Source organism: Janibacter cremeus (genome assembly GCF_029395675.1).
GTDB lineage: Bacteria > Actinomycetota > Actinomycetes > Actinomycetales > Dermatophilaceae > Janibacter > Janibacter cremeus_A.
Genome location: NZ_CP115184.1, coordinates 691,377 through 710,391 on the forward strand (window position 1 = coordinate 691,377; position 19,015 = coordinate 710,391).

At 64.4% G+C, this 19,015-nt stretch carries 14 protein-coding genes; 10 read left to right on the top strand and 4 right to left on the bottom strand.

Annotation, left to right across the window (positions count from 1 at the left end):
* Nucleotides 1-277 precede the first annotated feature (277 nt).
* The 3 genes from O9K63_RS03145 (at nt 278) to O9K63_RS03155 (ending at nt 3,176) form a co-directional block, all read left to right on the top strand.
* Entirely contained in the window at nt 278-769 is a 492-nt protein-coding gene (locus O9K63_RS03145) for a hypothetical protein (RefSeq protein WP_277240456.1), read from the top strand.
* 46 nt (nt 770-815) lie between these two features.
* Nucleotides 816-2,008 (top strand): IS3 family transposase gene (locus O9K63_RS03150; RefSeq protein WP_277240457.1). Its coding sequence is split into 2 segments (ribosomal slippage): nt 816-1,100 and nt 1,103-2,008, totalling 1,191 coding nucleotides; the frame shifts between segments, so codons are not numbered across the junction.
* A 19-nt stretch (nt 2,009-2,027) separates the two neighbouring features.
* The gene (locus O9K63_RS03155; protein ID WP_277240458.1) at nt 2,028-3,176 is read left to right on the top strand and encodes a hypothetical protein; all 1,149 of its coding nucleotides are present in this window, start codon (nt 2,028-2,030) and stop codon (nt 3,174-3,176) included.
* A gap of 100 nt (nt 3,177-3,276) precedes the next feature.
* Here the strand turns inward: O9K63_RS03155 and O9K63_RS03160 are convergent, their stop codons facing one another.
* A complete protein-coding gene (locus O9K63_RS03160; protein ID WP_277240460.1) occupies nt 3,277-3,945 on the bottom strand; it encodes a DUF6308 family protein in 669 nt (222 codons plus the stop codon).
* A 47-nt stretch (nt 3,946-3,992) separates the two neighbouring features.
* Nucleotides 3,993-4,697, bottom strand: coding sequence for an NrtR DNA-binding winged helix domain-containing protein (locus tag O9K63_RS03165; RefSeq protein WP_277240462.1), 705 nt, complete (start codon nt 4,695-4,697; stop codon nt 3,993-3,995).
* 75 nt (nt 4,698-4,772) lie between these two features.
* Here O9K63_RS03165 and O9K63_RS03170 point away from each other — a divergent pair, with 75 nt between their 5' ends.
* The 6 genes from O9K63_RS03170 (at nt 4,773) to O9K63_RS03195 (ending at nt 14,621) form a co-directional block, all read left to right on the top strand.
* Nucleotides 4,773-5,567, top strand: coding sequence for a T3SS (YopN, CesT) and YbjN peptide-binding chaperone 1 (locus tag O9K63_RS03170; RefSeq protein WP_277240464.1), 795 nt, complete (start codon nt 4,773-4,775; stop codon nt 5,565-5,567).
* Complete coding sequence (locus tag O9K63_RS03175) at nt 5,567-7,138, top strand: ADP-ribosylglycohydrolase family protein (protein WP_277240466.1); 1,572 nt, start codon at nt 5,567-5,569, stop codon at nt 7,136-7,138. The genes O9K63_RS03170 and O9K63_RS03175 overlap by 1 nt, the downstream gene beginning before the upstream one ends.
* Nucleotides 7,131-8,531 carry a hypothetical protein gene (locus tag O9K63_RS03180; protein ID WP_277240468.1) on the top strand — a complete coding sequence of 467 codons (1,401 nt, stop codon included), beginning with the start codon at nt 7,131-7,133 and terminating at the stop codon, nt 8,529-8,531. The genes O9K63_RS03175 and O9K63_RS03180 overlap by 8 nt, the downstream gene beginning before the upstream one ends.
* Nucleotides 8,532-8,627: 96 nt before the next feature.
* A complete protein-coding gene (locus tag O9K63_RS03185; RefSeq protein WP_277240470.1) occupies nt 8,628-9,704 on the top strand; it encodes an endonuclease NucS domain-containing protein in 1,077 nt (358 codons plus the stop codon).
* Between the two features lie 13 nt (nt 9,705-9,717).
* Entirely contained in the window at nt 9,718-13,182 is a 3,465-nt protein-coding gene (locus O9K63_RS03190; protein ID WP_277240472.1) for a TM0106 family RecB-like putative nuclease, read from the top strand.
* Between the two features lie 113 nt (nt 13,183-13,295).
* A complete protein-coding gene (locus O9K63_RS03195) occupies nt 13,296-14,621 on the top strand; it encodes a DNA adenine methylase (protein WP_277240474.1) in 1,326 nt (441 codons plus the stop codon).
* On the opposite strand, the gene O9K63_RS03200 is transcribed toward O9K63_RS03195, so the two are convergent.
* Both O9K63_RS03200 and O9K63_RS16855 read right to left on the bottom strand, forming a co-directional pair.
* Nucleotides 14,618-15,667 (bottom strand): phospholipase D family protein, encoded by a 1,050-nt coding sequence (locus O9K63_RS03200; protein WP_277240476.1) that lies wholly within the window; start codon nt 15,665-15,667, stop codon nt 14,618-14,620. The two genes, O9K63_RS03195 and O9K63_RS03200, sit on opposite strands and share 4 nt — an antisense overlap.
* 437 nt (nt 15,668-16,104) lie before the next feature.
* Complete coding sequence (locus O9K63_RS16855; protein ID WP_431190349.1) at nt 16,105-17,655, bottom strand: site-specific DNA-methyltransferase; 1,551 nt, start codon at nt 17,653-17,655, stop codon at nt 16,105-16,107.
* Nucleotides 17,656-18,344: 689 nt separating this feature from the next.
* Between O9K63_RS16855 and O9K63_RS03205 the strand changes: the two genes are divergently transcribed.
* Nucleotides 18,345-18,968 carry an LON peptidase substrate-binding domain-containing protein gene (locus tag O9K63_RS03205; RefSeq protein ID WP_277240478.1) on the top strand — a complete coding sequence of 208 codons (624 nt, stop codon included), beginning with the start codon at nt 18,345-18,347 and terminating at the stop codon, nt 18,966-18,968.
* The last annotated feature ends 47 nt before the right edge of the window (nt 18,969-19,015 follow it).

Sequence of the window (19,015 nt, forward strand, 5' to 3'; positions counted from 1 at the left end):
GTGCAGCGAAGAGGTAGGCGGGCGCCGTAACCGGAAGGATCTGGAGTCTGCCAAGCCCGATGCCTATCTCTCGTGGTTGATGTGTATAGGCGCGCTTGGTCCGCGCGAAGTCGGCCACCGCGAACCTCGAGAGGTCTTGGCGCAGTCCGAGCCATTGACCGCGCTAATGCCGCCTAACGACGGGGCGTAGCTGGCTGGATCTTTCTCGGCGGTCACGAAGTTAAGGCCGGGAAGGTCGGCTCCCCGTCGTGGATGTCCGTACGTGCACAATGCCGTCATGACTACGGAGGACATGTCAGAGGCGGGGGATCGCCCGCGACCGGATGGGGCACGAACGGCCTTGGTCGAGATCGAACCGGGGCTGGCCGTCTTGTACGGCTCTGACGTCCCGGAGGGGATGAATGTCGTGCCATTCGCCTTGTTGGGGGAGGACAAGGTCGAGACCTTGGGATCCTCTATCGCGCGGGCTACTGGTCTCGCGAACGTGGCCGCCCAAAGTCTCAATGGGGCCACGAATGTCCAAGGCCTTGTCCGGCTGGCACCCGAGACCCTAAAGGTGCTCCAGACCGCCAAGCCGCTGACGAGTGGCGGTTACAACCTCGGCACCCTCGCCTCCAACGGCAAGATTGTTGGTCAAGTTCGATGGATGCCGGCCGGGTCGGCTGTCACAGCCGGGGTCCTGGCAAGTGTTGGACCTGCGGTCGCTTTGATGGCGATCCAGTCGCAGCTCAACACGGTGATCGAGTGGGACTGCTGCACGGATAGGTGACATCTGATCTGTGGCGCTGAGGAGCGTCGCTGGAAGGATGTACATCGTGCCCAAGCCCTATCCGAGAGAGTTCCGCGAGGACGTGGTGAACGTCGCCCGAAACCGCGAGCCAGGACAGACGATCAAGCAGATCGCCGCGGACTTCGGGATCGCGGAGTCCTGTCTGCGCAACTGGATGCACCAGGCCGACGTCGACGACGGTGGCAAGCTGGACACCACACAGAAGGAATCGCGGGAGAACCGGGAGCTGAAGAAGCGCGTGCGGTTGCTGGAGCAGGAGAACGAGGTCCTGCGTCGCGCCGCGGCCTATCTGTCGCAGGCGAACCTGCCGGGAAAATGATCTACCCGCTCGTTCGTGAGCTAGCCGCTGACGGGATCCCCGTGACGGTGACGTGCCGGGTGCTCAAGATCGCTCGACAGCCCTACTACCGGTGGCTGGCACGTCCGGTCACCACCGCCGAGCTCGCAGCCGCCTACCGCGCCAACGCGCTGTTCGACGCGCACAAGGACGACCCCGAGTTCGGATACCGGTTCCTTTTGGACGAGGCCCGAGAAGCCGGCGAGCCGATGGCGCAGCGCACCGCGTGGCGGATCTGCTCGAACCTGGGCTGGTGGAGCGAGTTCGGCAAGCCCAAGCGCGGCAAGACCAAGAAGCCCGGCCCACCAGTCCCCGACGACCTGTGCGCGGTGGTCGACAACAAGGGCAGGACTCGCCACGAGTTCACCGCAGATGCTCCTAACGAGCTGTGGCTCACCGACATCACCGAGCACCGCACCGGCGAGGGCAAGCTCTACCTGTGCGCGGTCAAGGACGTCTACTCAAACCGGATCGTCGGGTACTCCATCGACTCCCGGATGAAGTCCCGGCTCGCGGTCGCGGCGTTGAACAACGCCGTCGCCAGACGCGGTGACGTCGCCGGCTGCATAGTCCACAGCGACCGCGGCAGTCAGTTCCGATCGCGGAAGTTCGTCCATGCCCTCAACCGACACGCCATGGTCGGATCGATGGGCCGCGTCGGTGCTGCCGGCGACAACGCCGCCATGGAGTCCTTCTTCGCGCTGCTGCAGAAAAACGTCCTAGACCGCCGCTCGTGGACCACCCGCGAGCAACTGCGCATCGCGATCGTGACCTGGATCGAACGGACCTACCACCGCCGACGACGCCAGGACGCACTCGGCCGATTGACCCCCATCGAGTACGAGACCATCATGACCACACCCACCAGTCAGGCAGCCTGACCCAACCTGTCACCCCTTCGTGCAGCAGTCCCAGTTGTCCCGCGAGAATCTTGAACTCACGACAGCAGTCATGGACGAGTTGCGTCAGCAGAAGTGGGCTGAGGTCCGTGGTCAGGACCGCGCTCTGCGCCAAGCTGTGGAGGAGGCCACGCACGTCGGTGCGGTGACAGACAGCATCTGGCGAGAGGTCGAAGGCCGCAAGCCGATCCTGAACGAGCACTGGGACCATTACGAGGAGCGGGTCCGTAAGCACATCGCAGACCTGTCCGGACACATTGAAGCTAAGTCCCGACAGAAGCACCTCGCTCAACACGGCATCGCCGTCCTGAGCGACGTTCAGGCGCTGCTTACGGCCCAGTCATCATGGTTCCGCTACGAGGGTTTGCGCGCAGCAAGTCTGGTCAAGCGGGCGGAAGCGGGCTCAGATGAGGACACAAAACTCTTGGATCGTGTCGTGGAGAGCGCTCGCGAGGCGCATTCGCAGACGCTAGCCGCTACCGATCGGCTATTGGACCAAGTCGATCGAGAGTTCGGGGTCATGGCTGAGCTGCCCGGGCAGTTCACGGTTGCACTCGGTAAGAAGCGTCGTGCTGCGGACGACGTGCACGCGATGGCGCGGTCGGCTCGTGAGTCCCTAGCGCGGCTGCGAGGGCTCCCCGACGACTTGAGCATCCAACCCATCCGACCGCCAGAAATCACCCCTGTACAGGATGTCGAGGACTTAGACAGCGTGCTACGGCTGTGGGCTTTTCGATTGGAGCCGACGGAGGAAGTGCTCGGCATTGCGGAATGCCGGGACGGTTCATGGGGGTGGGACCCAGTGGACGCAGGATGGATCCTAGTCACCGATACACGCATCTTGCTTGCCAAGCAGGATGAATTCAGGAAGTACGCCCAGGTGCGGCGGAGCCTTGCCAACGCCGAGGTACGGTATGTCAGGTTGCGAGAAGCTAGCGGCCGTCAGGGACCGCAGATCGACATCACACTCCGCGACGAGGACCTGACGCTGAAGTTCCCGCGGTGGGCGGCAGAAGAAGGTAGCCAGCACCAGGTCGGGGCCTTCGCCGACCTGCTCAAGGCGATGATGCACATCCCTGAGGCCGAGCGCCGTTCGACGCCGGCGCATGTGCAGGTCGAGTCCCCGTACATCACTTCACACGGGACGTGACTTGCAGAAGCGGAAGGTGTTCGCTGAGCGGGTAAAGACCGCGGGGCGCCAGGCGGTATCCGAGACCCCAGCTGACTGGTGGGGCAACTACAGAGATTGCCTAAGCCTGGCTCTTACCCCGGCTTGTCCACGCGAGGATGTCCAGTAAGCGAAGGTCACTGATCTCTGAATGACTGGAGGCCCGCCGCAGTTGCTCGAATTGGACCGGCTGTCGGCGAATATCAGCGGCCATTTCTTGGGAGAGGAGGGTCATGAGCGCCGCCCAAGACCGCCCCCTCTCCTTCACAATTGGGCGTCCTGAGCCGACATAGCAGCGGTGGACCCATTTGTCGTGAAGGGGGAGCGAATGCGGGCGCTTGCGGTGGAGCACCTTTGAGAGAGTCGTGCCCTGCACCCCGTGACCCCGGAAATGTCGATGGTCTTCGTCCAGCACTGCGTACAGCGGGGCGACTCGGGCCTCGATGTCCGAGTTGCTCAGGTCGACGATCGGACGATCCGGAAACGCTTCCAGCGCAATTTCGAGATCTGGCGCCATGGCCCTTAACCGGTAAAACGCGGCCACAGTTGGCGCGGCGTTCAACAGCAAGGGCACCAGCAGGTCCCCGTCGTTGAACTTGTCTTGGCCGGCACCGGTGTCGAGAGCATCGTAGGCCCAGTACGCGTACGGCTTCTTTGAGTCGACATGCACTCGGTTCGTGTACGCCTGGATCCAGTCGAGGGCAGGCTTCATCGGTATCGTCGCTCGCCCAACGGAGACGCTGTTCGTCATGGGCCGAGGCTACCTCCCGCTGGACCGCGGGGCTGGGCGCGCTGCAGTCAGTGATGTGAGGCTCTTCGGTACAACACCGCGGGTCGTCCCCGCGCCGCAGTCGATCGCACCACCTCGCCACCCCGCGTGACAGGGGCCAGGTGCGGCTTCATCCGGCGAGCGAAGTTGTCCTTGTGCATCTCCTCGCCGACGACCGCCTCGTGCACCCTGCGCAGCTGGTGCAGCGTGAAGGGCTCCATGAGAAAGCCATCAGGGTCCGGTGGGACGTCGGAATAGCGGTACCGGAACTCATAGCGCTCCCGCAACGACGCCACTGCAGCCGAGACGATCTCCTCGTGGTCCCAGAGCATCGGTTGACCATCGACGAGCGCGCCATGCTTGTCCACGGCGACGAGGTCCCCCTTCGCCCCCTCGAGCTCGTGCTCCGGCATCGACACCGAGTGGGCCACCGAGATCGCCCAGGTCCGGTCGTCCCGATCGGGCGCGTCGAAGAGCCGCAGCAGCCGTGGGGGAGTGACCTCGCTCGGACTCACCCCGACCTTCTGCTCGAAGACCTCCCGCACGGTGTCCACGACCGTGTGCCGCTCCCGCAGGAACCGCCCCGGTAGCACCCGCCCGTCGGGCTCCTGACGTTCCTGCACGAGCACGCGCAGGGCGGCGTCGTCGGTGCCCGCTGCGGTGACCGTGAGGATCGCCAGATCCACGGTCACTCCGGGGCGGGGATAGGCGTCGAGCGGGCGTCGTCGGGGCATGCGCCTACATTAGCGCGGATAGCGTGCTAACCTTTAGCTAGGATGACGAACTAAACAAGAGGGGAAGTGGTCACGATGACTGACATCAACCACGAAGAGCTGGCGGCGGGGGCCAAGGAGACCAACCGGGAGTGGCGGGCCTTCGAGCACCGGCTGCGGACCTTCGTCCACACGATGAAGGTCGAGGGGGACAGCCTCGTCCTTGAGGTGGGGCGAACCGGCGGACTGCATGACCTGCCGACCATGGAGTTCGTCATGGGGGACATCCTCATGCTCGCCATCGCCGGCGACCACCTCGACGAGCGCCACGGGGGCCGTGCGGCGCTCGTGACCCGAGCGATGATGTGGCTCCGCAACAAGTGCGCGATCCCGCACCCGCACCTGCTGACGCACCGGGCGTCCGGCCCCTGTGCCCAGTGGTCCGGTGTCCTGGGTCTGGAGTGGACGAAGGGGGCCGGCCCCGGCTACGCGCACCCCGCCGACCGCGACACGCTGCTCGACCTCGTCGAGCAGACCATCGGCGCCGAGCTGCCCGTGGGCCGCGACGAGGACGACGACTTCTTCGTCGACCACGACCGTCAGCGGATCTGGATCCGTGTCCTCCCCAATGTGCCTGCCATCGAGATCTCGGCCCGAGCCGCACACGGGACCACGTCACGCCGGCAGGCCGCGGTCGAGGTCGGCATTCTGAACCGATCCAACCCGTGGATCTGGTGGCAGGTCATCGGCCGCGACGTCTTCCAGACGGCGATCATCGAAACCTCGCCCTTCGCGCCAGAGCACCTGAAGACGACGCTGGAGCTCTTCCTCAACGCGCTGAGCGCAACCCGCGACGACCTGGCGCTGCGCGTCGGGGGAGAGGTGGCCTGATGTATCTCACCACCGCACAGAACGACCGCGCCTGCGGCGTCATCCTCGGCTCGGCCGTGGGTGACGCCCTGGGCGCCGGCTACGAGTTCGGCTGCGCGCCGATCGGCACCGATGGACCCGAGATGATCGGCGGCGGCCTCGGTGGCTTCGCGCCGGGGGAGTGGACCGATGACACCTCCATGACCTGGGCGATCGCGGAGGTCGCAGCGAAGGGGGCGGACCTCACCTCCCCGGAGGCGCTCGACGACATCGCTCGCGGCTTTCTCCGCTGGTACGACTCCCATCCGCCGGACATCGGCATGCAGACCAGCAGCGTCCTCGGCGCTGTCTCACGCATGCTCCCTGAGGAGCTTGCGCAGCAAGCGTCTCGAAGGGAGGGAACCGAAGCCTCGAAACCAGGCACCCCACTGCTCCCTGAGGAGGTCGCCCCGCGACCGTCTCGAAGGGAGAACACAGGCGCCCTCGCGGCAAGAATGACCCAAGCCGCCACCAGGCTCCACGAGCAGACCGGCCACACCGCCGGTAACGGGTCCCTCATGCGCACGAGTCCGGTCGCCCTCGCCCACCTCGGCGACCCTGCGGCGATCGTCGAGGCAGCGACGGCGATCTCCGCCCTGACCCACACCGACCCCCGCGCCGGCGAAGCCTGCGCCCTCTGGTCGCTCGCCATCAACCACGCCGTCCTCGAGGGCGAATTCGATCTCCGGGCCGGCCTCCAGCACCTCCCCGCAGAGGCCCAGGCGTTCTGGGCCGCTCGCATCGACCAAGCCGAGTCCCAGGACCCGTCGACCTTCACCCCCAACGGCTACGTCGTCAGCGCGTTGCAGGCGGCGTGGTCGGCGATCCACCACACGCCGGTCCCGAACGAGATGGCGTGCCTGCACCTGCAGCACACCCTCGACACCGCGATCCGGATCGGTAACGACACGGACACCGTCGCGGCGATCGCCGGCGGTCTGCTCGGTGCTCGGTGGGGCGCCTCGGCGGTTCCCGCGGCCTGGCGTCGGATCGTCCACGGCTACCCGGGCCGCACGGCGGAGAATCTCGTCGAGCTCGCCTTCCTCGCGACGCGCGGCGGTGAGCCCAACGGGTACGGCTGGCCCGGCTGCGAGTACATCCCGTACTGGCAGGCCCACCGGCCCGTCCTCGTGCAGCATCCCTTTGACGAAGGGGTCTGGCTCGGCAACGTCAAGGCGCTCGACGACCTGCCGCAGGAGATCACCGCCGTGGTCAGCCTCTGCCTTACTGGCTCGAAGCAGGTCCCGGCGGGCGTGCTGCAAGTGCCCTTCCGTCTCATCGACGAGCCAGCGCCGGAGTCGAATCTCAACCTCGAGCTCGTCATCACTGACGCGGCCCGGACCGTGGCCGATCTGCGAGCCGAAGGCCACCACGTCCTCATCCACTGCGTGGCCGCCGAGTCGCGAACCCCCACGGTGGGCATCGTTTACGCCATGCTCTGCGGTATGGACGTGGAGACAGCGACGGAGGGGGTCTGCTCGGCTCTGCCAGCGGCCTCGCCCAACCGGGGTTTGCGGCGGCACCTGGAGAACTGGGAGTTTGAGAATGACTGACCCCGTCAATTTGGAGGTGTGGGCTGGCAGCGAGGAGCCGCTGAAGCCGTCTCCGCTGCCCTCCGTAGCGGGTTCCTCAGCCATCTTCCAGAGCTTGGCGTGGGTGTTTCGACGCGGCGATGACCAACAACGCTGGACGGCCCGTCACCTCTTGCTCCGTGCAGGCGTCTGGCTGCCGGTCGAGACCTACCAGAAGTGGCCTGTGCTCCTGCCGTGGATGGTGCGAGACAACTCTGTCGCTCAATCCAAGACGAAGGCAGCGCACACGGGGAAGGACCTGATCAAGACGGCTTCCTCCGGAACCGGCCTGCTGCGTTCAGACAACGCGCCTATCGGAGGCCTGAAGAAGGACCTGCCGGTCATGTGGGCGGGTGGTCTGCACGAGACGTTCAAATCGAAGCCGCTCAAGGACGGTACCCATGAGTGGATGCAGTCGCACTGTTGGTCATACCTGTCTGACACGGGTCAGAGCACGGCGACGCACCCGCTGACCAACAGTTTCGTACCGAACCTCGTGTGGCTACCTCACGCGATGGGCAGGCTCACGGACGACGAACGACTGGTGTTCGCCGCTGAGCTGCGTGCGATCGCGTGGGCGCGGTACCGGCACGTCGAAGTTGACCCTGCCTTCCGCGACGTGGTCGAGCAGGCATGGAGTCTCCTCGACCCACCGCTAGCGGATGACGTCCACGACGGACAGTTGGGCCGAGCCAACGAGTTTGTCGTCCCGGCGAAGTTCTACCAGTCCAAGGTCGAGAGAGTCCGCACAATCTCCTCCTACTTGGAGAAGTTGCAGTCCGGGCACGACGTGAGTGGCGTGAACCTTGCGCCGGCGGTGTACAAACAGAGCCTGGCTTCTGTGACTCCGGAGACGCGCTCCTCCCTGCAGCAGTACCTGCGCCCGTTCTCGGTGGGGGCCGAGCGGTTCGCCCTCCCTGACGAGGTGGCGTTCCACGCGAGTGGAACGTCGCAGAAGAGCCAGGGCGTCGGAGGGACTGGTGTGAGCCCCACCAAGTACACAGTCCACTCCCCGAACGGCACGGTCACTGGTTTGGCTCGCAGCCAAGCCGCCCTACGGCTTGTGCACGAGGTGATCGCCGTGGGCGTCACCCCGGCCCAATTGCATCAGGTTCTCAAGGCGAACATCCGACACGTTCCTGGGGTCGCACACGGAGAAGCACTCTGGAAGAGCATGGCGGATGCTGGGGCACCAGCCACCATCGACAAGTGGTACGTGAATGAGCCGATCCACGACAACGGGGGCACCTGGGTCCTAAAGAAGAACTCTTGGACTCAGGAGTTGGCCGAAAAGGCATTTCCGGTCTTGGAGGAACTCTCCGACGGGCTGGTGAAGGTCACTAGCGATCCTGGTCCTGCCCAACACATCACTTGACGAGGCAGGTCTGTGTAATCGAGACACCACCAAGAAGGCCCAAGGCCTTGGCCCACAAGGCTGAACATGTCGCCTACTTTGAAGGAGCTTTCACCGATGCCCGTTGAGATGAGGATGTGGCGGATCGATGGTCAGGATCCAAAGCCGCTCACGGCGGCTGCGCTTCCCACCGAGAGCGAGCTCCAAGAGTTCCTCAAGAAGGACCCGTCCTTGCTGGGCACAGCGCTGTTGGTCATCGGGAGCGAGGTCATCACCCCCTTCGGCAAGCGTCTGGACTTGTTGGCGATCGATGTCGACGGCAACCTGCATGTTCTCGAGTTGAAGCGCGACCGCACGCCGCGCGAGGTCGTCGCACAGGTTCTCGACTACGGCTCGTGGGTTTCAACACTGTCCCGCGAAGACGTCATCGACATCGCTGAGAAATACCTGGAGCATCCGTTCGAAGCAGCATTCGCCGATGTGTTCGGCGGCACGCCCCCAGACGAACTCAATGGCGAACTCCAGCTCACTGTCGTGGCATCGGTTCTGGATGTGAGTTCGGAGCGGATCGTCAACTACCTACGCGGCTTCGGCGTCCCAATCAACGCGGTGTTCTTCAAGTACATGGAGGATGAAGGCCGCCGCTACCTAGCACGTTCATGGCTAGCAACGTCTAACGACAGGTCAGCAAGTGGCATCGCGAAGTCCACATCCAAACGCGCGACGTGGAATGGACTTGACTGGTATGTGTCGTTCGGTGGCGACAGGTCGTGGGACGACGCACGCAGGTTCGGCTTCGTCTCTGCCGGGGGTGGCAAGTTCTACACGCAGACGATCCGCGCGCTGGAACCGGGCGCGCGCGTGTGGGTCAACATCCCGCAGACGGGCTACGTAGGCGTTGGCACGGTGACCGAACCGCCCGTGCGATTCCGTGACGCGCTGGTGCCATCGACAGATGGGCCCTCGCCACTCCCGGCACAGTCCCTGTCCGGGGCCTACACGAATCGAGACGCCGAGACGGACGACGACGCGGAGTGGATCGTTCCGGTCCAGTGGATCAGCACAGTGCCGGAGGTGGATGCCTACTGGGAGAAGGGGCTATTCGCCAATCAGAACAGCGCCTGCAGACTCCGGCAGGAGTTCACGCTCGATCGGCTGGCTAGGCGCTTCGGCGTCAACGGTCACGACGAGTGAGGCTGAGCCACGCATGTTCCTCATCGATGACAAACTCCACTGGAGCGCGTCCGACCTCATCACCGCGGCGGAGTGCGAGTATGCGCTGCTGCGGAGTGTCGACGACGTTCTAGGGCGGTCGCCGAAGGTTGCCGCCGCCGAGGATCCCCTCCAGGCACACATCGCCCGGCTTGGCATCGCGCACGAGGAGCGCATCCTCACTTCTTGGCAGCAAGATCGCGATGTCGCGGTCCTCGACCACGTGCCGGCCCCTTTCTCGCGGGGTGGCATTGATTCCGCCAGATCGGTGACGCTCGCGGCCTTCCGGTCCGATACAGACGTGCTCTACCAAGCGACCTTCTGCGACGGTGAGTTCTTCGGTTACGCCGACTTCGTCGAGCGTGTCGACGACGGGTGGCGGGTGTGTGACGCCAAGATCGCGCGTTCCGCCAAGCCCAAGGCCCTCATCCAGCTCGGTGCCTACGCCGACCAGATCCAGCGCGCCGGTTTGCCGCTGTCCTCCACGGTCTCCCTGCTGCTTGGTGACGGCGTGCGGGCGGATTTCCCGGTGGCCGACGTGCTGCCGGTCTTCGAGGAGCGAAGGGAGCGACTGCGCGCCCTCATCGCGGAACACCGGGCCCGTGGAGTTGCCGTCACCTGGGGCGACGACCGCTATGTCGCGTGCAACCGCTGCCCCGAGTGCGAGCGAGCGGCCACGGACGCCAATGACCTGATCCTCGTCGCGGGGCTGCGCACGGAGCAGCGGCGCAAGTTCCGGTCGTGTGGCGTCCATGCGGTCGGCGAGCTCGCATCCGCGACAGCATCCCCCGCGGGCATGAGGCAGGCGACCTTCGACCAGCTCCGCTCCCAGGCGGCCATGCAGTGGCGGCAGATGCAGGCGGGGGGCGACGTGAGCTACGAACTCATCGACGGTGCGGCCAAGACACTCAGCCGGCTCCCGGCGCCGTCACCCGGAGACCTGTTCTTCGACTTCGAGGGCGACCCCCTCTATGACGAGGGCGACCCCACCCGGGCCGGTCTGGAGTACCTATGGGGCGTACTCGACACCGATGAGGTCTACACGGCGACCTGGGCCCACTCCGTGGCCGAGGAGCGAGAGGCCTTCGTGACCTTCATGGACGACCTCGCCGCACGCAGGTCCGCCGATCCCGATATGCACGTCTACCACTACGCCCCCTACGAGACGACGGCTCTCAAGCGTCTCGCGATGAGGTACCAGACCAAGGAGAAGGAACTCGACGACCTGCTTCGCTCCGAGGTCTTCGTGGACCTGTACGCGACGGTGCGCGGATCCGTCAGGGTCTCTCAGCCCTCCTACAGCATCAAGAAACTCGAGCCTCTCTACATGGGCGACCAGCTTCGCGAGAGCGACGTCGCCGACGGCGCCGGGTCCATCGTGGCCTATGTCGAGTACCGCGACCTGCGCGAGACCGACACCCTAGAGGCAGACCGGCGACTGGTCTCCCTCGCCGACTACAACGAGTACGACTGCCTCTCCACCCTGCGCCTACGCGACTGGCTCCTCGAGCGGGCTGCCGAGGCCGGCGTGCGCGATCAGATCGGTCCACGCGCCATCGATGAGCAGGGGGAGGAGCTCTCGGAGCACGACCCCCTCTTCGTCACCCTCATGGCTCGGTCCGGCCCGGAGCAGCGCCTGGATCGCACTGCCGAGGAACAGGCCTACGCGATGCTGGCGACATCTCTCGACTACTACCGTCGAGAGCGCAAGCAGTTCTGGTGGGAGCACTTCGAGCGTCTCAACCATCCCATCAGCGAGTGGTCAGAGAGTCGTGACGTCTTCGTCGTGGAGGCCGCCGAGGTGCTCGTGGATTGGGCAGTGCCTGAGGGGAAGGCCAAGAACCTGCGTCGCACCCTGCGTCTGGTGGGGGACTGGGCTCCTGGAAGTGCCCCGAGCGCCCAGGTGCAGGTCGTCTATCCGACACCCGCTCCGCCGAGGAGCAAGGGGCCGGAGGGCGCTCCCTTCGCCTCGGCAGCCGTGGCAGCGCTCGAGGCCGACGCCGATGACCCACGCATCGTGTTGCTCACCGAGAGCCGCCCGGCAGCGGATACCTTCGCGGATCTGCCGTGCGCACTGGTACCCGGGTTCCCTCCACAGACCAAGAGCATCGAGGAGGCCATCGCAGAGGTGGCCGAGCGTGCGGCCTCGGCCCACTCACTTCCATGCACGAGTGCCCTTGACCTGCTGGCTCGCCGTACTCCGAGGCTAGATCGCGCGGGGGCGGCGCTGCCGCACCACGAGTCGCAGATCGACAACATCGTCGACGCGCTGCGCTCGATGAGCAACTCATATGTCGCCGTGCAGGGCCCGCCCGGTACCGGCAAGACGTATTCCGGCTCGCGGGTGATCAAGCGGCTCGTCGAGGAGGACGGTTGGCGCATCGGGATCGTCGCGCAGTCGCACGCGGTCGTCGAAAACATGCTGGCCGGCGTCGTCAAGGCTGGCCTGGACCCCGCTCTCGTTGGCAAGGACAAGAAGAAGACGCAGAGCCCAAACCCGACGTGGTCCTTGGTGGACAAAGCGTCGAACTACATCGACGAGCACGCAAACACGGGATGCGTCGTCGGGGGGACAGTGTGGGACCTCACCAACGAAAAGACGGTGCCACGTGGCAGTCTCGACCTGCTCGTCGTCGACGAAGCCGGCCAGTTCTCCCTCGCACCGACCCTTGCCGCATCGGTGGCGGCCGATCGGCTCCTCCTGCTGGGCGACCCACAGCAATTGCCGCAGGTCAGTCAGGGCACTCACGCGGAGCCCGTCGACGAGTCCGCACTTGGTTGGATCATGGGGGAGCACGACACCCTGCCCCGAGACCATGGCTACTTCCTCGCGGAGACCTATCGGATGCACCCCGCGCTATGCGAGCCAGTCTCGGCCCTGTCCTACGACGGCGAGCTCCAGCCCGCGCCGGCGGCAGGGGAGCGCCGACTCGACGGGGTGGAAGCCGGCATCGGCGTCGTCTCGCTCCCGCACTCGGGTAACCGGACCCACTCGAGCGAGGAGGCCGACGCGATCGTCGCCGAGGTGCAGCGGCTGCTCGGCCGGGGGTGGACCGACCCCGATGACGCGAGTACCCCGCGGGGTCTGGTCGAAGGCGATTTCCTCGTCGTTGCGCCCTACAACGCGCAGGTCATGTGTATCCGTGAGGCGCTGGCGGGCGCGGGTCTCAGCGGAGTGCGGGTGGGGACGGTCGACAAGTTCCAAGGGCAGGAGGCCCCGGTGGTGCTCGTGTCGATGGCCGCCTCGTCCCACGGGGACGTGCCGCGGGGCATGGGCTTCCTGCTGAGTCGCAACCGGGTCAACGTCGCGGTGTCACGAGCCAAGTGGCGTGCGGTCATCGTCCGGTCGGATGCCTTCACAGCATTCATGCCGAGCAGCGTTCAGGGTTTGCTCGAGCTAGGGGCGTTCATCGGTCTGTGTCGTCCTGATGCCCGGACGACCTCGGCCTCGACCCAATAGGACGCTCCGATCACGGATATGGGTTCGACGCGAGAGACCGAGCCATCAACTGCAGCCGCAGCCGTCAGGCCCTACCGCCAGCGTTGTCCGTTGCCCCTGAGACAATTCACGGCATGAGCGAGATCGCAACCGAGCAGCGGGTGCCTACTACCGCCGAGTTTCGTCCGATTCAGTACATGGGCAACAAGTTTCGGTTCCTTGACGCGATCGACGCGGCCGTTGCTGAGGTTGCGGCGCCCGGTACAACAGCCTGCGATCTCTTCGCCGGGACGGCCGTGGTCACACGGCGATTGGCGATGAGCCGACCAGTTCTCTCAGCAGACGTGCAGGGGTACTCTGCGGTGCTCGCACAAGCACTCACGCGACCTCGTGTCTTCGCTGGACGCGAATCAAGTTCAATACTTGAGACCGCGCGGCAATGGCAAATGGAGACCGAGAGAATGACTCAAGATCTTCTCCATTTGGAAGACCTGGCCTTGGGGGACGCCCACACAAATCCGGCTACCTTGGCGGACATCCTCGAGCATGGTTCTCTAGCCGTCTCAGGTCGAGGTTCGCACCAGTTGGAGGATGCCAAGGCGTCTGCACGTACTGCGCTTGTCGAGCGCGGGGCCACCCTCACCCGCTACTACGGAGGCGTCTACTTTTCATATCGCCAAGCTGTCGCACTGGACAGCCTGCGCCACGCCATTCGTATTGCAGACGGCGATGAACGAGATGCGACAGCTATCGCTGCCCTACTCGGCGTCGCAAGTGATCTCGTATCCACTGCGGGCAGCCACTTTGCCCAGCCGATTCGGCCTCGCACGGCTGCCGGCGAGTTCAAGCGGAACTGGATCACTCCGGTGATGCGATTCAGGAAGGGGCAAGCCCTGCCTGCTTTCGAGGCATGGCTTGCCAAGTACGCCTCGCTGTCGCCAACACCGTTTGATTGCACTGCAGTCCAAGCAGACTATCAGTCGACGTTGGCAACCTTGGGGTCTGAGGTCGGAGTAATCTACGCTGACCCTCCATACACGAGGGACCACTATAGCCGCTTTTACCACGTTCTCGAGACGATTGCACTTGACGACGATCCTGGCATCACACAGGCGCAAGGTTCGTCCCAGCCGAGCAGGGGTCTGTACCGAGAGAAGCGACATCAGTCGCCGTTCAGCATCCGCACACAGGTAACGATGGCCTTCCGTGAGCTATTTGCCAACGCGAGGCGTCTTGACGTGCCGCTGGTCTTGTCCTATTCGCCAATGAGCGCTGGGACGAAGGCGCGGCCCGAGACCCGATTGATGTCGATCGATGATCTCACGTCTATCGCATCTGAGTACTTCGCTGACGTCCGCACCACGGTTGTGGAGTCGTCCTCGCATAGCCGATTCAATCGAGCGGACCTGAACGCTGAGATCCTTGGAGAGGCCGAAGTCCTCATTGTCGCTTCGAACTAGAGAGCGGGCACGAGTCCATCCCAAAGTGGGGAAGCGGGCCAGGCGCTGTGAATCTGGTCCACTGTGACCCGGACGCGCCGCTTACGACCCGCAGGCCCGTGCCATTCGTCCGTTAGTAGTTTATCAACCTCGTTGTATCCCGCATCCCCGGGGAGTATCAGCGAGTAGAGGAACTCGCCCGTCGCCAAGCGAAGGAAGACCCCTATCGGAGCGCCGCCGTGCGGATACGCAAGCCCGCGTGCCGCTGCCAGTTCGAAGCGATAGTTCTGGCTGGCAACCTCGACGCTCGGCCGACTCTCCACGTCGCCGACAGCGCCGGTCGCGTCAACGTGATGGAGCGAAATCCGACGGTGCGAACCTACCCTCGCACCGAAGAAGCGTTCATAATTTTCGAGATCGAAGTTCGCTTGGGCCCACCTATTTCCGGCCTTCGGAATCTCCGCAACGAGCACGGCTTCGACAGATTCTGCGACGGTCGGTTGTGTGCCCGCGGTACGCAGGTTCCGCTCGTTCCCCGTGTTGTGTTGGGCCTTGCCCATCACACGAGGGTCCGTTATCGGCAAAAGATGTTCAGTGACTGAAGTGAGGAACGTCTCGATTTGTGTCAACGCCCGAATTCTATCCTCTCCGCTCAACTTCAGGGAAACGAAGGCTTCCCAGTTTGAGCGCAGCCCTCCCATTGTAAGATTTCCTGACCCCACGATGAGGCTCAAGTAATTTTCGTGCTCGAACCACGCCATCTTTGGGTGGAAAAGTGAGGTCGTGGGGCTCATAAATGCATGCACGTCCAGGCGCGGACGTTGCGTGGAGACGTCGATCAACTTGTCGACCGTGGGCGGGTCGGTTATGGCATCTGTGCCGACGAATAGCCGGAAATCTCCATTGACCAAGAAATCGTCGAAGACGTCATCATCAAAAAGGCTCTTCACCCCGTTAGTATTCGCCCAAGCGAAGATACCGCCCCCGCGCTCTGCGCCGATCGACTCGACGAGCAAGTGCTCCAATAGGTTTCCACCAGCTGCACCAGCGATTTGAAAATTGAGCACCAGTGATCCATCCCATCTGTCGCGTGAACCACGAGCATAACCGCTCAGCGGTGAGGATGTCTGCCTTTTTGTAGCCCATGGGCCGCACGCCCGCCGCGGGGGGGCGACACCTCGCCGAGAAGTCACGTTGACCCACACGCAGGAGCATCGGCCAGGTCGACACCTAAGCGGTTACTCGTCGTCTTCGGGGACAAGTGCGCGCTCATGGCCTCGCGGTCGAGAGGTACGTCGATCTGCGGGTTCCATCGCGGGCTACGAGATCGCTGCAAGAACTCAATATCGCGCGTGGGAGTAACTACCGGTCACAGGACGATAGAACACGGGCACTGTGGCTCGACCAACTCTGGAACCTGGCTGGAGTTTTCGACTAAAGGCGTGGTCAGGGCGGCGACGCCCTAGTCTCGCCGCGGGGCCGTGGGCTAGGTGCCGTGGTCAGTTTAGATTCGTGCGAAGGCAAAACCATCATTTGGGAACGCCTCCCAAGCGGCGCACAACCGAGGAAGCGCGAACTCCTCAATCGTTCGCGCGCTCGTCTCAATGCCCACCCACCGTCTACCCAGACGCTGCGAAGCAACCGCTGTCGTACCGGATCCTAAGTAGAAGTCGAGGACCAAATCGCCAGGATCAGTCGCGATCCCAACTATTCGCTCCAAGAGACCCACAGGCTTCGGCGTGTCAAAGACCTGCCTGTTCGGGAAATCAGCAAGTAGAGCGCGCTTTGCGCTACCTGTATCCCCAACCTCGTCCGCAGTCCATACCGTGAAGGGCGCCAAGCCTGTCACTTCGTTCTGGAACCGCTTGAGTCGCGGCTTGCCATTTCCGCCCCTGGGCCAGTAGACCCGGCCCTGGGTGTTCAGCTCCGCCAGTCGCTCTGCTGTGTACGTCCAACACCTGCCAGGTGGGGGGTCGTGCTGAGCGCCGGTAGGTGTAACTAGGGTGTAAATTTGACCGGCTGTGGCGTGTCCCGCCTGCACGTTCATGGGTACCGATCGCCATGGCCCCCGGGGGTCGTTATCGGGATTGCTGAAGGCGCCCTCGTCCGGAAGACCGTTCCGTACCTTCTTCCAAGCCTTCGGACCGGCTGGTGCGTATACGTGGATGTAATCGTGCATTGAACTGAATGCTTTGCGATTCTCGCGAGTCGTCCGTTTTTGCCAAACGATGGTCGCGACGAAACAGTCCTCCCCGAACACTTCGTCGAGCACACACCTCGCGCGGTGCTGCTCGGAGTCGTCCAAGTGGAGCCAGAGGCTGCCATCGGGCGCCAAGAATTCGCGCGCGAGGACGAGGTGATCATGGAGGGTGGTTAACCACTGCGCTCGGTCAGCCTTGTCTGCGTAGTGCGCGAATCGCTCGCCAGTGTTGTACGGCGGGTCAAGGTAGCACAACTTGACTCTGCCCGCTAGTGACTGTTCGGCGGTCGCCGAAAGCAGTTCACTCAGGGCCCTGCTGGCGTCTCCTTGAATGAGAAGATTTTCTGCCTGCTCACCTCGGACCAACTTACCCCGGAGGTCCCAAGCCGCGCGGGCCGATGATGCTACTGAAGCCAACGATCCTGTGCGGACTGATGTCTTTCCTGGCCACACCAGTTCGGCGGACGGTGCTGGGCCGTGGTCGTGCTGGCGGGACGGAAGCAGTTGACGGGGCAAAACGGGGCTCCGATCTTCATTGCCTGTAATGTACGTGCTGCTCTGTGTACCTGACTCCACCGACATGCGTTTCCGGAGGGTCAGCGTCGATCGGCTCAGCAGTCGCGCCGCTGGCAGCCGGTGCGGTGCTCGCTGACCGTTTGGGTGGGCCCTGAAGAACAGGGGTTGGGCGCGGGCAGGCAGGGCGGCATCCGCGGTGCGGCAACAGGAAGCTCGTGCCGTAAACCAACTGCGGACTCCAGCAGCGAGGCCGCTGTGACTGCACTGGCGATGAGCGGCTGCGGCGTCGATCACAGAGGGGAAGTTCGTAGATGTCTGCCAGGTGCGTAAGCACCTCATGGACGAGGCATTGGGCGGAGACTTCCCTCCGTCGATGCTGATCAGCAGGCCTCGCCAAGGGGTTCCTTCGCGGGTCTCTCACCGGGGGAGTTCTGCATCAACCAGGGCAAGAGGACGATCGGTCGCTCTGGCGGCTAGTGCCATCAGGCTTGTGTAGGGACCATCTTTTTCGCGCCACGGCGAGCGTCCTCGCGCTGGCGGGGCTCTCGCGGAGGCGCTGATCCCGGCGCCTCGAACTCCAAGACGCGCGTGCCATCTGCGACGACTTGAGGGGCGCCGGATGTGCCCGCGGTCTTGCATCTGCGAACAGCGGCGGTCTTGATGTCCTCAAAGCGCACGGTCATTCGGGCAGCGATGCGTGCTGACTGCGACGCCGAGCGCTTCCGCGGGCCGCGCTCACCGCGATGGATATGGTGGGGTCGAGGCCGCAGTTCAGCGGAGTCGAGGTGGAGCGGGTCGGCTCGGACTTCCGCGCCCCGCACGCGGTCGTGCTTTCACGCGCAGGCGCTTGGGGGTTTTGCCGCTCGTCAGTGCTTCAGTAGCAGTGCGAAGCATGGCGACTCCACCCGGGAGGCGCTCAAGATGCTTGCGGTCACCGACCAGAGGAGGCGTGCGCAACGGATCCAAGGAGCAGCAGATGCGCCATCGCGGCGAGCGCGTCTGACCCGAGACTGTGCGAGGTTGGTCGTATGGGCACCCTGCCGATGTTCCCGTTGGGGTCAGCTCTGCTCCCGGGGAACCCGCTGCCCCTGCAGATCTTCGAGCCGCGCTATCTGACGATGCTGCGGGACGTCGTCGGCGGTGAGGGCCGGTTCGGTGTGGTGCTGATCGAGCGGGGCTTCGAGGTCGGCGGGGGAGACCAGCGGTTCTCGATCGGCACGGTCGCCACCATCGAGCAGCTGCAGCCGACGGCGGACGGCCGCGTCCGGCTGCTGGCGCGCGGTGGGGATCGATTCGAGGTCGTCAGGTGGCTGCCCGACGCCCCCTACCCACGCGCCGAGGTGCGCACCCTGCCGGCTCTGGAGTGGAGCAGCGAGCAGGGTTCGCATCTGGCGGAGACCGAGCGCACCGTGCGACGGGCCCTGGTGGTGATGAGTGAGTACCGCGCCGACCTCTGGCCGTCCGACGTCGAGCTCTCCGACGACCCGGTCACCAGGATCTGGCAGCTGGCCGGGATCTCGCCTCTGGGCGCCCTCGACCAGCTGACCCTCCTGCGGTCCTCCTCCGTCGGTGAGCTCCTGGAGCACACCGCGCGGTTGACCACCGAGGCGCTCGACCTGCTGCCCATGCAGTTCCCTGATGATCCGGTGTGAGCGCACGGCGAGGTGCCGGCACCACCCCTTCGCCCGTGTGAGCCGAG

What these genes read in the sequence shown, in the direction of transcription:
- O9K63_RS03145 (WP_277240456.1), top strand. Translation starts at nt 278, where the DNA reads ATGACTACGGAGGACATGTCAGAGGCGGGGGATCGCCCGCGACCGGAT.
- O9K63_RS03160 (WP_277240460.1), bottom strand. Translation starts at nt 3,945, where the DNA reads ATGACGAACAGCGTCTCCGTTGGGCGAGCGACGATACCGATGAAGCCT.
- O9K63_RS03165 (WP_277240462.1), bottom strand. Translation starts at nt 4,697, where the DNA reads ATGCCCCGACGACGCCCGCTCGACGCCTATCCCCGCCCCGGAGTGACC.
- O9K63_RS03170 (WP_277240464.1), top strand. Translation starts at nt 4,773, where the DNA reads ATGACTGACATCAACCACGAAGAGCTGGCGGCGGGGGCCAAGGAGACC.
- O9K63_RS03175 (WP_277240466.1), top strand. Translation starts at nt 5,567, where the DNA reads ATGTATCTCACCACCGCACAGAACGACCGCGCCTGCGGCGTCATCCTC.
- O9K63_RS03180 (WP_277240468.1), top strand. Translation starts at nt 7,131, where the DNA reads ATGACTGACCCCGTCAATTTGGAGGTGTGGGCTGGCAGCGAGGAGCCG.
- O9K63_RS03185 (WP_277240470.1), top strand. Translation starts at nt 8,628, where the DNA reads ATGCCCGTTGAGATGAGGATGTGGCGGATCGATGGTCAGGATCCAAAG.
- O9K63_RS03190 (WP_277240472.1), top strand. Translation starts at nt 9,718, where the DNA reads ATGTTCCTCATCGATGACAAACTCCACTGGAGCGCGTCCGACCTCATC.
- O9K63_RS03195 (WP_277240474.1), top strand. Translation starts at nt 13,296, where the DNA reads ATGAGCGAGATCGCAACCGAGCAGCGGGTGCCTACTACCGCCGAGTTT.
- O9K63_RS16855 (WP_431190349.1), bottom strand. Translation starts at nt 17,655, where the DNA reads ATGAGGTGCTTACGCACCTGGCAGACATCTACGAACTTCCCCTCTGTG.
- O9K63_RS03205 (WP_277240478.1), top strand. Translation starts at nt 18,345, where the DNA reads ATGGGCACCCTGCCGATGTTCCCGTTGGGGTCAGCTCTGCTCCCGGGG.